General features: G+C 65.4%; 14 protein-coding genes. 7 read left to right on the top strand and 7 right to left on the bottom strand.

What is annotated here, in order from left to right; translation table 11 throughout:
* The first annotated feature begins 101 nt into the window (after window positions 1-101).
* The 7 genes from flgF (at window position 102) to flgL (ending at window position 7951) form a co-directional block, all read left to right on the top strand.
* Window positions 102-842 (top strand): flagellar basal-body rod protein FlgF, encoded by a 741-nt coding sequence (flgF, locus tag HAV22_RS08375; RefSeq protein ID WP_166858428.1) that lies wholly within the window; start codon window positions 102-104, stop codon window positions 840-842.
* Between the two features lie 61 nt (window positions 843-903).
* Complete coding sequence (gene flgG / locus HAV22_RS08370) at window positions 904-1686, top strand: flagellar basal-body rod protein FlgG (protein ID WP_166858426.1); 783 nt, start codon at window positions 904-906, stop codon at window positions 1684-1686.
* Window positions 1683-2330 (top strand): flagellar basal body L-ring protein FlgH, encoded by a 648-nt coding sequence (locus HAV22_RS08365; RefSeq protein ID WP_166858424.1) that lies wholly within the window; start codon window positions 1683-1685, stop codon window positions 2328-2330. The genes flgG and HAV22_RS08365 overlap by 4 nt, the downstream gene beginning before the upstream one ends.
* 250 nt (window positions 2331-2580) lie before the next feature.
* A complete protein-coding gene (locus HAV22_RS08360) occupies window positions 2581-3687 on the top strand; it encodes a flagellar basal body P-ring protein FlgI (protein ID WP_166858423.1) in 1107 nt (368 codons plus the stop codon).
* A gap of 21 nt (window positions 3688-3708) precedes the next feature.
* On the top strand, window positions 3709-4653 hold the full coding sequence (flgJ, locus tag HAV22_RS08355) for a flagellar assembly peptidoglycan hydrolase FlgJ (RefSeq protein ID WP_166858421.1): 945 nt from the start codon (window positions 3709-3711) through the stop codon (window positions 4651-4653).
* Between the two features lie 76 nt (window positions 4654-4729).
* Entirely contained in the window at window positions 4730-6679 is a 1950-nt protein-coding gene (gene flgK / locus HAV22_RS08350; RefSeq protein ID WP_166858419.1) for a flagellar hook-associated protein FlgK, read from the top strand.
* A gap of 42 nt (window positions 6680-6721) precedes the next feature.
* The gene (gene flgL / locus HAV22_RS08345) at window positions 6722-7951 is read left to right on the top strand and encodes a flagellar hook-associated protein FlgL (protein ID WP_166858417.1); all 1230 of its coding nucleotides are present in this window, start codon (window positions 6722-6724) and stop codon (window positions 7949-7951) included.
* Between the two features lie 133 nt (window positions 7952-8084).
* Here flgL and fliR read toward each other — a convergent pair whose 3' ends face one another.
* From fliR to fliL, 7 genes are read right to left on the bottom strand one after another with little or no spacing between them, the layout of a single operon-like run.
* Entirely contained in the window at window positions 8085-8903 is an 819-nt protein-coding gene (gene fliR, locus HAV22_RS08340) for a flagellar biosynthetic protein FliR (protein WP_166858415.1), read from the bottom strand.
* Window positions 8904-8913: 10 nt separating this feature from the next.
* Window positions 8914-9183, bottom strand: coding sequence for a flagellar biosynthesis protein FliQ (fliQ, locus tag HAV22_RS08335; protein ID WP_166858413.1), 270 nt, complete (start codon window positions 9181-9183; stop codon window positions 8914-8916).
* Window positions 9184-9195: 12 nt separating this feature from the next.
* Window positions 9196-9942, bottom strand: coding sequence for a flagellar type III secretion system pore protein FliP (gene fliP, locus HAV22_RS08330; protein WP_166858411.1), 747 nt, complete (start codon window positions 9940-9942; stop codon window positions 9196-9198).
* The gene (fliO, locus tag HAV22_RS31125; RefSeq protein ID WP_229421145.1) at window positions 9942-10859 is read right to left on the bottom strand and encodes a flagellar biosynthetic protein FliO; all 918 of its coding nucleotides are present in this window, start codon (window positions 10857-10859) and stop codon (window positions 9942-9944) included. The genes fliP and fliO overlap by 1 nt, the downstream gene beginning before the upstream one ends.
* A complete protein-coding gene (gene fliN, locus HAV22_RS08320) occupies window positions 10856-11281 on the bottom strand; it encodes a flagellar motor switch protein FliN (protein ID WP_166858409.1) in 426 nt (141 codons plus the stop codon). Before fliN ends, fliO begins: the two co-directional genes overlap by 4 nt.
* Window positions 11282-11337: 56 nt before the next feature.
* Window positions 11338-12321 (bottom strand): flagellar motor switch protein FliM, encoded by a 984-nt coding sequence (gene fliM / locus HAV22_RS08315; protein WP_166858407.1) that lies wholly within the window; start codon window positions 12319-12321, stop codon window positions 11338-11340.
* A gap of 26 nt (window positions 12322-12347) precedes the next feature.
* The gene (gene fliL, locus HAV22_RS08310; protein ID WP_208296116.1) at window positions 12348-12893 is read right to left on the bottom strand and encodes a flagellar basal body-associated protein FliL; all 546 of its coding nucleotides are present in this window, start codon (window positions 12891-12893) and stop codon (window positions 12348-12350) included.
* Between the last annotated feature and the right edge of the window lie 101 nt (window positions 12894-12994).

Here is a 12994-nt window from a genome sequence, read left to right as displayed (position 1 = left end):
GTAGGGTGGGCACTCCGTGCCCACGCGAACGCGAACGAGACGCGAACGTTACGCGTGGGCACAGGGTTGCCCACCCTACGGTTTTTGGGAGAGATGATCAGATGGATAGGTTGATTTATACGGCAGCCTCCGGCGCCAAGCACATCCTCGAGCAGCAGGCCACGACGTCGAACAACCTGGCCAACCTCAGCACGACGGGCTTCCGCGCGCAGCTGGACACGTTCCGCGCCGTGCCCGTCGTCAGCGAAGGCTTGCCGACGCGGGCGTTCGTCGTCGACAACACGGTCGGCGCGGACTTCACGGCCGGGCCGCTGCAGGTGACGGGGCGCGATCTCGACGTGGCCGTCAAGGGCCGCGGCTGGATCGCCGTGCAGATGCAGGACGGTACCGAAGCCTATACGCGCAACGGTTCGTTGCAGATCAGCCCCAACGGCGTGCTGCAGACCGCCAACGGCCAGGCCGTCATGGGCGAGAACGGCCCGATCGCCATTCCGCCGAACACGACGGTCGCCGTCGGCAAGGACGGTTCCATCACGTCGATGACGACGGACACCGTGCCGGCCACGTCGACCGTCGTCGGCCGCCTCAAGCTCGTCAATCCGGACGAGAAGCAGCTCGTGCGCGGCGACGACGGCTTTTTCCGCCAGCAGGACGGCAGCCCGGCCCAGGCCGATCCGGCCGTGACGGTGGCGAGCGGCGCGCTGGAGGGCAGCAACGTCTCCGCCGTCGACTCGATGGTCAACATGATCTCTTTGGCACGTTCTCTCGAAACGCAAATGAGCCTGTTGAAGAACGCCGAGAATAACGCGGCGAAAGCGACGCAGATCCTCGCTTTGAGTTGATTTCTCCTGGGACATAATTTCATGGTGGGCGACGGGTTTGCCGTCGTCATAGGAGAACACCATGATCCGTTCGCTGTTTATCGCCAAGACCGGTCTCGAAGCGCAGCAGACCAACCTCGACGTCATCACCAACAACCTCGCCAACGTGAGCACGAACGGCTTCAAGAAGTCGCGTGCCGTGTTCGAGGACTTGCTGTACCAGAATGTGCGCCAGCCCGGCGCGCAATCGTCGCAACAGACGCAGTTGCCGTCCGGCCTGCAGATCGGTACCGGTGTGCGCACCGTCGCGACCGAGCGCATCCACACGCAGGGCAATCCCCAGCAGACGGGCAACTCGAAGGACGTGATGATCAACGGCTCGGGCTTCTTCCAGGTCCTGATGCCGGACGGTACGACCGCGTACACCCGCGACGGCTCCCTGCAGACGGATAACAACGGACAGCTCGTCACGGCGAGCGGCTACGTCGTGCAGCCCCCGATCACCGTGCCCAGCAACGCGCTGACGCTGACCGTGGGCCGCGACGGCACCGTGTCCGTAACGACGCCGGGCACCGTGGCGCCTACGCAGATCGGCTCGCTCCAGCTGTCGAATTTCGTCAACCCGGCCGGCCTGGAATCGCTGGGCGAGAACCTGTATGCCGAAACGGGCGCGTCGGGCACCGCCCAGGCGAGCACCCCGGGCACGAACGGCACCGGCGTGCTGATGCAGGGCTTCGTCGAGACGTCGAACGTGAACGTCGTCGAAGAGATGGTCAATATGATCCAGACGCAGCGCGCGTACGAGATCAACAGCAAGGCCATCACCACCTCCGACCAGATGCTGCAAAAGATTTCCCAGTTATGAAAACGCTTAGCTTCCTCGTGTGCGCGCTGGCGCTGGCCGGCTGCGCGGCCACCCCGACGTCGATCGTCAAGGGCCCGACCTCCGCGCGCCCGATGCTGGCCGACGCCGGCACGCCCACGGAAGGCGCCATCTACAACGCGAACACGTTCCGTCCCATGTTCGAGGACCGCCGCGCGCGCCACATCGGCGACATCCTGACGATCAACATCGTCGAGAAGACGGCCGCGAACAAGAGCGGCGCCAGCACGGGCAACAAGTCGGGCAGCGTCAACCTCGGCGTGCCGGGTCCGCTGCAGGGCCGCCTGGGCGCCAACCTCGCCACGAGCAGCGGCACCAAGTACGCCGACGGCGACACGCAGACCGCGTCGAACGCGTTCACGGGCACGATCGGCGTGACGGTGTCCGAAGTGCTGACGAACGGTAACCTGATCGTCGTGGGCGAGAAGCAGGTCGCGATGGACAAGGGTGTCGAGTTCATCCGCTTCTCGGGCATGGTGAATCCGGATTCGATCCAGCCGGGCAATATCGTGCAGTCCACGCTGGTCGCCGATGCGCGCGTCGAGTACCGCACCAACAGCCAGATCGACCGCGCCGAGATGACCTCGATGATGTCGCGTTTCTTCCAGTCGCTGCTCCCATTTTAATAATTTGGGGTCAGAGCCCGAATTTCCCGGGTGGGCTCTGACCCCAACTGACTATAACTGGCTAGACGAATTTCCCGGGTGGGCTCTGACCCCAACTGACTATAACTGGCTAGACGAATTTCCCGGGTGGGCTCTGCCCCCAACTGACTATAACTGGCTAGACGAATTTCCCGGGTGGGCTCTGACCCCAACTGACTACAACTGACTAAAAAGAATTTCCCGGCTGGGCTCTGACCCCAACTGACTAAACATGAACCTCAAAACCATCGCCCTCTGCGCCGCACTGCTCGGTCCCCTGATGGCCACGACCGCCCACGCCGAGCGTTTGAAAGACCTCGCCAGCATCGGCGGCGTGCGCCAGAACCAGTTGTCGGGCTACGGCCTCGTCGTCGGCCTCGACGGCACGGGCGACCAGACGACGCAGACCCCGTTCACCGTGCAGTCGATCATGGCGATGCTGCAGCAGAAGGGCGTCAGCCTGCCGGCCGGCACCCAGCTGCAGCTGAAGAACGTGGCCGCGGTCATGGTGACGAGCACCTTGCCCGCGTTCGCCCAGCCGGGCCAGACGATCGACGTGACCGTCTCGTCGATGGGTAACGCGAAGAGCCTGCGCGGCGGCACGCTCCTGATGACGCCGCTGCAGGGCGCCGACGGCCAGGTGTACGCCATGGCCCAGGGCAACGTGCTCGTCGGCGGTGCCGGCGCCGCGGGCGGTGGTGCGCAGGTGCAGGTGAACCAGTTGTCGGTCGGTCGCATCTCGTCCGGTGCCACGGTCGAGCGCGCCGTCGCGTCGAACCTCGGCGCCGACAACCAGGTCAAGCTGGAATTGAACACAACGGACTTCGCCACCGCGAGCCGCGTCGTGGAAGCCATCAACGACAAGTTCGGTCCGGGCATCGCGACGGCGCTGGACGGCCGCGTGATCCGCGTGCGCGTGCCGTCGTCGAGCGACCAGCGCGTCAGCTTCCTCGGCATCCTCGAAGGCATCGACGTCAAGCCCGCCGACGCGGCCGCCAAGATCATCCTGAACGCGCGCACGGGTTCCGTCGTCATGAACCGCGCCGTCACCTTGGAGCCGTGCGCAATTTCGCACGGCAACCTGTCCGTCAGCATCGGCGCCGACACGCAGGTCAGCCAGCCGAACGCCGGTTCGCTGGGCAGCACCGTCGTCACGAAGAATCCGCAGGTGTCCGTCAAGAAGGACGCCGGCAAGGTCATCATGCTGAACGGCGGCGCGTCGCTGGCGGAAGTCGTCAAGGCGATGAACGCGATCGGCGCCACGCCGCAAGACCTGCTCGCGATCCTGCAGGCGCTGAAGGCGGCCGGTTCGCTGCGCGCCGAGCTCGAGATCATCTAACCGATAACCCGCGAGGCCATCATGCTCGGTTCCACTTCTGACCTGTCCAGCAAATTCGCGCTCGACACCAATAGCCTCGGCGACTTGAAGCAGTCGGCGAAGGCCGGCTCGCCCGAAGCGATGAAGGGTGCGGCGACGCAGTTCGAATCCATGTTCATCAACATGATGATGAAGAGCATGCGCGACGCGACGCCGCAGGACGGCATGATGGACAGCCAGGAGTCCAAGACGTTCACCGGGATGCTGGACCAGCAGATGAGCCAGAAGCTGGCGAAGCGCGGCATCGGTCTCGCGGACGTGCTCGTGCGCCAGCTCACCGCGCAGCAGCAGGGCCAGCAGGTAATGCAGAAGATGAACGAGCAGGCGCTGGGCATCGGCGGCGACCAGCAGTCCGGCGCAGCGCAGCGCATGCAGAACGATCCGGACACGCTGTCGACGGACGGCGCGCCCGCTGCGGGCGCGGCCGGCGTCACGGGCAGCGCGCGCGGCACGGACAACGCGAACAAGCCGGCCCACGTGCGCGCGTTCCAGGAAAAGCTGGCCGACGCCGCCGAGGAAGCGGAACACGCGACCGGCGTGCCCGCGAAATTCATGATGGGCCAGGCCGCGCTGGAAACGGGCTGGGGCCGCCGCGTGATCCGCAATGCGGACGGCAGCTCCAGCAACAACCTGTTCGGCATCAAGGCCGGCCCGGGCTGGAAAGGCAAGGTCGCGACGGCCGTCACGACGGAATACATCAACGGCAAGCCGCATGCGCGGGTGGAAAAATTCCGCGCGTACGATTCGTATGCCGACGCGTTCAAGGATTACGCCAAGATGCTGAGCAATAACCCGCGCTACGAAAAAGTGCTGGCGCACGGCGGTGACGCCACCGCGTTCGCGCACGGCCTGCAGCGCGCCGGCTACGCGACGGACCCGCAGTACGCGGCCAAGCTGTCGCGCATCATCAAACACTCGCTCGCCTGACCGGAGTTATTGAACGGATAGCAACTCAAGTTTTGGCGAAACTTGCCGTCAATGACGTAGCAGAAAGAAAACCATCATGTCACTCCTCAGCATCGGCAAGACCGGCTTGTACGCCGCCCAGGCAGCCCTGGCGACGACCGGCAACAACATCACCAACGCCAACGTCGCGGGCTACAGCCGCGAGGTGGTGGTGCAGGCTGCGTCGACGCCGATGGGAGGCACCAACGGCTATATCGGCACGGGCACGCAGATCGCACAGGTCAAGCGCTATTCGGACGACTTCCTGAACGCGCAGGTGCGCACGGCCCAGGCATCGAGCAGCGGCCTCGACGCGTACCAGGCGCAAGTCCAGCAGGTCGACAACCTGCTGGCCGACACGACGTCCGGCCTGTCGCCGGCGCTGCAGGATTTCTTCGCGTCCGTGCAGAACCTGACGGGCGACGGCGCGGGCGTGTCGTCGCGCGGTTCGTTCATGACGTCGGCCGACACCCTGGCCGCCCGCTTCCAGAGCATGAACGGCCGGCTCGACGAGATCCGCAAGGGCGTCAACACGCAGATCACGGCCAGCGTCACGACGATCAATACCTACGCCAATCAGATCGCCCAACTGAACGACCAGATCGGCAAGCTGACGGACCCGTCGGGCCTGAACCCGCCGAACGAATTGCTGGACAAGCGCGACCAGCTGATCATGGACTTGAACAAGCAGATCAAGGCCACCGTCGTGCCGGGCGACAACAACAGCCTGACCGTGTCGATCGGCAACGGCCAGCCCCTCGTCGTCGGCAGGAGCGCGTTCCAGCTGGCCGCGACGAATTCGCCGACCGACCAGACGCGCACCACGGTCGGCTACGTCCTGCAGGGCAAGATCACGCCGCTGGCCGAGAGCTCGCTGACCGGTGGCGAGCTCGGCGCCGCGCTGCAATTCCGCACGCAGTCGCTGGACCTCGCGCAGAACTCGCTGGGCCGCGTCGCGATCGCGGTGGCCACGTCGATGAACGACCAGAACCACCTCGGCCTGGACGGCAACGGCAAGCCGGGCGGCGACATCTTCTCGATCGCGCCGGCCCAGGTGACGAAGAACGTCAACAACAACCAGACGAGCACGACGGCCATCACGGCCACCGTCGTCGACGCCACGAAACTCACGACGAGCGACTACAAGGTCGATTTCGACGGCACGAACTATAACGTGTACCGCCTGGCGGACAACAAGAAGACGGTGATCTCGCCGTTCCCGCAGGCCCAGGCGCAGGTCATCGACGGCCTCGCGTTTGCCGTCACGGGCGCTGCCGATTCCGGCGACAACTTCCTCGTGCGTCCCACGCAGGCCGGCGCGTCCAACTTCAAGCTGGCGCTGACGGACGGCGCGCAGATCGCCGCGGCTGCGCCGATCGCCACGAGCGTCCCGCTGAGCAACAGCGGTTCGGGCAAGATCAGCGCGGGCTCGATCGACCAGAGCTATCTCGGCGCGCCGCTGTCCGGCCCCGTCACGCTCACGTACAGCACGGCGACGGCCACGCTGTCCGGCTTCCCGGGCGGCCAGCCCGTCAGCATGACGGTGAACGGCACGACGACCTCGTACCCGGCCGGCGCCAGCGTGCCGTTCCAGGACGGCGCCAGCTACACGGTGGGCGGGATGAACTTCATGCTGAACGGCGCGCCCGGCAACGGCGACACGTTCCAGATCGCGCCGAACGTTGGTTTGGGCGATACTCGCAACGCGAGCCTGATGGCCGACCTGCAGTCGAAGAACATCCTCGACGGCGGCAAGGCGACGTACCAGTCGGCCTACGCCACGCTCGTCAGCACGATCGGCAACAAGACGCGCGAAGTGCAGGCCAATGCCGAGGCCGCCTCTTCGCAGCTGACGCAGGCGCAGGCGGCGGCCAACAACGTCTCGGGCGTGAACCTGGACGAAGAGGCGGCCAACCTGCTGAAGTACCAGCAGGCCTACCAGGCGTCGGGGAAGGTGATGCAGATCGCCGACACGATCTTCAACGCCTTGCTGCAGATCGGCCACTGAGACCGGTAACCGGGCAACCACCAGCGCACGCGGAACGACGCCATGACATTACGTATCAGCACCAACGCGATTTTCCAGGCCGGCACCTCGCAGCTCAACACGCTGCAGGGCCAGATGGCCAAGACGCAGATGCAGCTGTCGACGAACAAGCGCATGCTGTCGGCGGCCGACGACCCCATCGCTTCGGCGAAGGCGCTGGAACTGACGCAGTCGCAGTCGATGAACACGCAGTTCGGCACCAACCGCGCGAATGCGAAAGCGTCGCTGTCGATGGTCGACAAGACGCTGCAGGACGTCACGGGCCAGATCCAGGACATCCAGTCGCTGATCGTCACGGCCGGCAACGGCGGCTATTCGCAGAGCGATCGCGAAGCGCTGGCCACCGAGCTGGAAGGGCGCCTCACCGACCTGATCGGCCTCGCGAATACGACCGACGGTTCCGGCACGTATCTGTTCTCCGGCTACCAGACGACCACGCAGCCGTTCACGCAAACGCCGACGGGCGCCGCCTACCAGGGCGACCAGGGCCAGCGCACCTTGCAGGTGGGCTCGGCGCGCAAGATGCCCATCAGCGAGAGCGGCAGCGCGATCTTCGAAGCGAACGCCACCGGCAACGGTACGTTCGTCGCGCAGCCGGCGGCCGCCAACACCGGCTCGGGCATCATCTCGCCGGGCGCCGTGTCGGACCGCACGAAGCTGACGGGCCACGATTATTCGATCGCCTTCAGCGTGACGGGTTCGCCCGCCGCGACGACCTACACCGTGACGGACAATTCGACGTCGCCGGCCAGCGCCGTGCTGAGCAACCAGCCGTACACGGCGGGCGCGTCGATTTCCTTCGACGGGATCGCGCTCGACGTCAAGGGCGATCCAGCCAACGGCGATAGTTTCAGCGTCCAGCCCAGCCAGAAGCAATCGGTGTTCACGACGGTCACGGACCTGATCAAGACGCTGCGCAGCCCGGCCGACGGCTCGACCGGCAAGGCCGCGCTGGCCAACAGCCTGAGCATGGCCGGCCAGAACATGAAGAACTCACTGGACAATGTGCTGACCGTGCAGGCGTCCGTGGGCGCGCGCCTGAAGGAAGTGGACTACCTGGACAGCTCGGGCGAGGACTTGAACCTCCAGTACCAGACCACGCTGAGCGGCCTGCAGGACCTGGACATGGTGAAGGCGATTTCGTTGTTCACCCAGCAGCAGCAGACGCTGCAGGCGGCGCAGGTGTCGTTCAAGACGATGTCGGGGCTGTCCCTCTTCAACTACATCTCGTAAGCAGACGCAACGCGTGGGCTCGGGGAGCCCACCCTACGGCTACCGAGATTTCGATGTTGGTGGGCACGGGGAGCCCACCCTACGGCCACGGTCAATCGTAGGGTGGGCGGCCTCCGCCCACCAAACGCATGCGTCAACGCGGCGCTGCCGGTGGCGGCTGGGGCGGCCGCTGCCCACCGACACGCGGAATCTTGCGCCCCGCCTCGATGCCCTGGTTGAACAGGGTCTGCAACGGCGTGCCGAGATAGGGAATCGTCAGGCTGATGACGAGGAAGCCGGCGCCCAGCGTGATCGGGAAGCCGATGCCGAACAGGTTCAGCTGCGGCGCCGCGCGCGTCAGGATCGCAAGTGCGATGTTGGCGATGAGCATGGCGGCCACCATCGGCATCGCGATCTGCATGCCGGCCGAGAACACGCGGCTGCCCCAGCGAACCATTTCCAGCGGCGCCGTCACCGACATCGGCGACGCCGAGATCGGCAACGTGAAAAAGCTTTCCACCAGCGCCTCGATCAGCACGAGGTGGGCGTTCATGGCGAGGAAGGCCATCGTCGCGACGAGGGCGAGGAACTGGCTGATGGCCGACGAGCGCCCGGCCGACGTGGGATCGAAGAACGTGGCGAACGAAAAGCCCATCGTCGTGCTGGCGACCTCGCCGGCGAACTCGATGGCGGCGAACACGAGGCGCATCGCGAAGCCCATCGCCATGCCGATCAGCAGTTCCTGCGCGACGATGAGGATGCCCGCCCACGACGTCGGATCGACGGCCGGCACGGCGGGGAGGGTCGGTGCGACGATGGCCGCCAGCAGCACGCCGAGCGTCGTCTTGATGAGGATGGGCACGGCCGTGTTGCCGAATACGGGCGCCGCCGCGACGAGCCCGAGGATGCGCGTCAGCGGCCACAACAGGCCGCCGATCCACGCATACAGCTGGGTCGTGGTGAACGAGATCATCGCGCCGGCGTCAACCGATCATCTGCGGAATGCCGCTGAACACGTTGCGCATGTAGTCCGTCATGACCGAGAGCATCCACGGCCCCGCGAGCACGAGCGCGACGAAGACGCCGACCAGCTTGGGGATGAACGACAGGGTCTGTTCGTTGATCTGCGTGGCCGCCTGGAAGATGCTGACGACGAGGCCGATGACGAGCGCGACGAGCAGCAGCGGCGCCGACACCATCAGCGTGACTTCCATCGCCGTGCGGCCCATCGCGAGGACGCTTTCCGGAGTCATCGTTCGCCCTTTCTAGTAAAAGCTCTGGGACAGGGAGCCCAGCAGCAACTGCCAGCCGTCGACGAGCACGAACAGCATCAGCTTGAACGGCAGCGAGATCACGGCCGGCGACATCATCATCATACCCATCGACATCAGCACGGACGCGACGACCATGTCGATGATGAGGAACGGGATGAAGATGGCGAAGCCGATCTGGAACGCCGTCTTCAGCTCGCTCGTGATGAAGGCGGGGATCAGCACGCGCAACGGCACGTCTTCCGGGCCTTGCAGCGCGGGCGTGCGCGAGATCTTGACGAACAGCGCGAGGTCGGACTGGCGCGTCTGCTTCAGCATGAAGCCTTTCAGCGGCGCCGCGGCCTTGTCCATCGCCTCGCCCATCTGGATGCGGTTTTCCTGCAGCGGCACGTACGCTTCCGTGTAGATGCGGTCGAATGTCGGCCCCATCACGAACAGCGTGAGGAACAGCGCGAGGCCGACCATCACCTGGTTCGGCGGCGCCGTCTGCGTGCCGAGCGCCTGGCGCAGCAAGGAGAGCACGATGATGATGCGCGTAAAACTCGTCATCATTAGGAGGGCGGCCGGGATGAAGGTCAGCGCCGTCATCAGGAGCAGCGTCTGCACCGGCAGCGAATACGCGGTGCCGCCGCCCGGTGCGGCGCTCGTCGTGAACGCGGGGATCGCGGGTGCCGCTACCGCCGCCGCCAGCGGCAGGGCCAGCAGGCCTGCCGCCAGCAGGAGTCGCTTATTTTTTTGCATCACTTGCGTTTGTCGATCGTCTGTTTGAGCCAGTCGGCGAAGCTGTGCGCCGCTGGTGAGTGCGGCGCCAGCGCGGCGTTCGTGCCGCCGTGGTCGCCATGTTGCGCGTCCTGGCGCGGCATGGTCGCCAGCGCGTTGATGCGGCCGGGTGATGCGCCGACCACGATCCATTCATTGCCCACCTCGACCACGACGATGCGCTCGCGCCCGCCCAGGTTCAGCGAGCCGACGACGCGCACGTTCGCGTTGCCGCCGCCGACCTTGGGCCCGTAGCGCTTGAGGAACCAGGCGAGGGCGCCCAGCACCGCGAGCACCAGGATCAGCGCGAACAGCGTCTGCAGCAGGCTGCCCGTGGACGAGCCGGCCGGCATCGTCACGGGCGGGACCGTTGCGGCAGGAGCAGTCGGGCGGGGGGCGGCGACGTCCGGGGCGGCCGGTGTCGTCGCGCCGGGCGCTGCGGTTGCGGTGTCGTTCGCGGGTGTTGTGGTTGCGGAGGTGCCGCTTGCGGAGGTGCCGCTTACGGAGGTGCCGCTTACGGAGGTGCCGCCGGCGGAGGCGGGAGTTGTTGCGGTGCCGGTAGCGGACGTGCCGGTAGCGGACGTGCCGGCTGCAGCGCTGCCGCGGGCCGATGTCACCGGTGCGACAGCCCGTCGCGTGTTGGATGCGGCGGGCGTGGTCACGCCGTTGCCGACCTCCTTGACGCCCGCTTCGGCGCGGTGCTGCGCGGTGTCCTGCCGCGCGCTATCGGCCTGCACGGCGGCCGGCACCGGCGCAGCCGGCGCGGCTGCGCGCACGCTCTGTTCCGCTGCCGTCGCGGCAGCCGGAGCCGCCGCCGGCGCCTGTCCGGACCCCGGCTGGGCCGCGCAGGCCGTCAGCGGCAGGGCCAGGGTCAGGATGGTCAGCAGGCGGGCCGTCATTTGTTGAGTTTGCGGATGCGCTCCGACGGGGTGATGATGTCGGTAAGGCGGATACCGAACTTGTCGTTCACGACCACGACCTCGCCCTGGGCGATCAGGCAGCCGTTGACGAGCACGTCCATCGGTTCGCCGGCCAGGCCATCCAGTTCGACCACGGAACCCTGCGCGAGTTGCAGCAGGTTCTTGATGGCGATCTTCGTGCGGCCCAGTTCCACCGTCAGCTGGACGGGAATGTCGAGGATGAAGTCGATATCGTTCGGCGTTTCCGGACGGGGGCCCTTGTTCGAGAAGTCCTTGAACACTGCGGCCGAGGCCGTCTGCTGCTGGCTGGCCAGCGCAGCGGCTTCCGCGGCGGCCTGCTCGGCAATCGCGGCACCCCAATCGTCGTCGAGGCTGCTTTGGTCGTCTTGAGTGTCAGACATGATTCTCTCCTGTGTTGCCTGTGCCGCGGTCGGACCCCGGCGCTTCGCATGACGTGTTATTTGTTGAAGGTTTCGCTGTTGGCCAGCAGGTTTTCGACCTTGAGCGCATATTGTCCGTTATACACGCCATAGCTGCAGTCCATCACTGGCACGCCGTCGACGGTGGCCTGGAGCGTTTCCGGGACCGAGATCGGGATCACGTCGCCGACCTTCATGTTCAAGATTTCGTCGAAATTCGCCTTGCCGTGACCCAGCACGGCCACCAGTTCCACTTCCGCCACCTGGATCTGCTGCGTCAGCAGGCGGATCCAGCGCTTGTCGACTTCCAGCGCTTCGCCCTGGAGGCTCGACGTCATCGTGTCGCGGATCGGCTCGATCATCGAATAGGGCATGCAGAAGTGGATCTGGCCCGACACCGAACCCAGTTCGACTGTGAAAGTGCACGATACCACGACTTCGTTCGGGGTGGCGATGTTCGCGAACTGCGTGTTCATCTCCGAGCGGATGTACTCGAATTCGACCGGATACACGGGTTCCCACGACTTGGCGTACGCCTCGAACACGATGTCGAGGATGCGCATGATGATGCGTTGCTCCGTCTGCGTGAAGTCGCGGCCTTCCACGCGCGTGTGGAAGCGGCCGTCGCCGCCGAACAGGTTGTCCACCAGCAGGAACACGAGGCCCGGGTCGAACACCATCAGCGCCGTGCCGCGCAGCGGCTTCATGTGGATCAGGTTCAGGTTCGTCGGCACGACGAGGTTACGGATGAACTCGCTGTACTTCGACACGCGCACGGACCCCACCGACACCTCGGCGGAACGGCGCAGGAAGTTGAACAGGCCGACCCGCAGATACCTGGCGAAACGCTCGTTGATGATCTCGAGCGTCGGCATGCGGCCGCGGACGATCCGCTCCTGCGTTGCCAGGTTATACGTGCGGACTCCCGAGGTGTCTTCAGGCGCCGCAATGTCGTCCTGATCGCCGTTGACCCCTTTTAGGAGGGCATCGACTTCTTCCTGTGAGAGAAAATTATCGGCCATGCTGCTCTACCGTAATGACTTCTGCTTTACTGAATGATGAATGACGTGAACAGGACGTCGGCTACTTCCTGTTCGTCGCCGTGCTCTTCGAACGGCGCGTTGACTGCGGCCAGGATCTCGCCGGCCAGTTGCTGCTTGCCTTCCACGGTGCTGATCTCGGACGCCTTCTTGCCCGACAACAGCAGCAGCACGCGGCTGCGCACCTTCGCCATGTTGGCCTTGATGAGCTCGACCTGTTCCGGGCTGTTCACCTGCAGCGTGAACGCGACCTGCAGGTACTGGTCGCCGTGCTCCGGCTGCAGGTTGACCGTGAACGGCTCCACCGCGATGTACTCGGGCTTGGCGTCGTTCTTCTTCTTCGTTTTCTTGTCGCTCGCGTGTTCTTTCTTGGCCGGGTCGGCCGCCGCGCTGTCGTCGGCGCCCTTGTGCATGAAGTACCAGCCGGCGCCGCCGCCCAGTGCCAGCACGAGCACGGCCGCGCCGATCATGATGAACAGCTTGCCTTTGCCGCTGGCGGCCACGGGTGCCGCATCCGCTTTCGGATCGGCTTTGATTTTTGGATTTGCTTTCAAGAGTCTTCGGTCCCGCTGTTGGATCGTCCCGTCATTATGTCATTATCGGGAAAAAGTGAGCAGCGGCAACGGTCGAAAAGAAGGAGGAACCCGGGGTATCT

The organism is Telluria antibiotica, assembly GCF_011682055.1.
GTDB lineage: Bacteria > Pseudomonadota > Gammaproteobacteria > Burkholderiales > Burkholderiaceae_D > Telluria > Telluria antibiotica.
This window is presented reverse-complemented; position numbering and strand designations above follow the sequence as displayed.

Excerpts from the sequence above, each read along its gene's own strand:
- flgF (WP_166858428.1), top strand. The coding sequence starts at position 102 with ATGGATAGGTTGATTTATACGGCAGCCTCCGGCGCCAAGCACATCCTC.
- flgG (WP_166858426.1), top strand. The coding sequence starts at position 904 with ATGATCCGTTCGCTGTTTATCGCCAAGACCGGTCTCGAAGCGCAGCAG.
- HAV22_RS08365 (WP_166858424.1), top strand. The coding sequence starts at position 1,683 with ATGAAAACGCTTAGCTTCCTCGTGTGCGCGCTGGCGCTGGCCGGCTGC.
- HAV22_RS08360 (WP_166858423.1), top strand. The coding sequence starts at position 2,581 with ATGAACCTCAAAACCATCGCCCTCTGCGCCGCACTGCTCGGTCCCCTG.
- flgJ (WP_166858421.1), top strand. The coding sequence starts at position 3,709 with ATGCTCGGTTCCACTTCTGACCTGTCCAGCAAATTCGCGCTCGACACC.
- flgK (WP_166858419.1), top strand. The coding sequence starts at position 4,730 with ATGTCACTCCTCAGCATCGGCAAGACCGGCTTGTACGCCGCCCAGGCA.
- flgL (WP_166858417.1), top strand. The coding sequence starts at position 6,722 with ATGACATTACGTATCAGCACCAACGCGATTTTCCAGGCCGGCACCTCG.
- fliR (WP_166858415.1), bottom strand. The coding sequence starts at position 8,903 with ATGATCTCGTTCACCACGACCCAGCTGTATGCGTGGATCGGCGGCCTG.
- fliQ (WP_166858413.1), bottom strand. The coding sequence starts at position 9,183 with ATGACTCCGGAAAGCGTCCTCGCGATGGGCCGCACGGCGATGGAAGTC.
- fliP (WP_166858411.1), bottom strand. The coding sequence starts at position 9,942 with ATGCAAAAAAATAAGCGACTCCTGCTGGCGGCAGGCCTGCTGGCCCTG.
- fliO (WP_229421145.1), bottom strand. The coding sequence starts at position 10,859 with ATGACGGCCCGCCTGCTGACCATCCTGACCCTGGCCCTGCCGCTGACG.
- fliN (WP_166858409.1), bottom strand. The coding sequence starts at position 11,281 with ATGTCTGACACTCAAGACGACCAAAGCAGCCTCGACGACGATTGGGGT.
- fliM (WP_166858407.1), bottom strand. The coding sequence starts at position 12,321 with ATGGCCGATAATTTTCTCTCACAGGAAGAAGTCGATGCCCTCCTAAAA.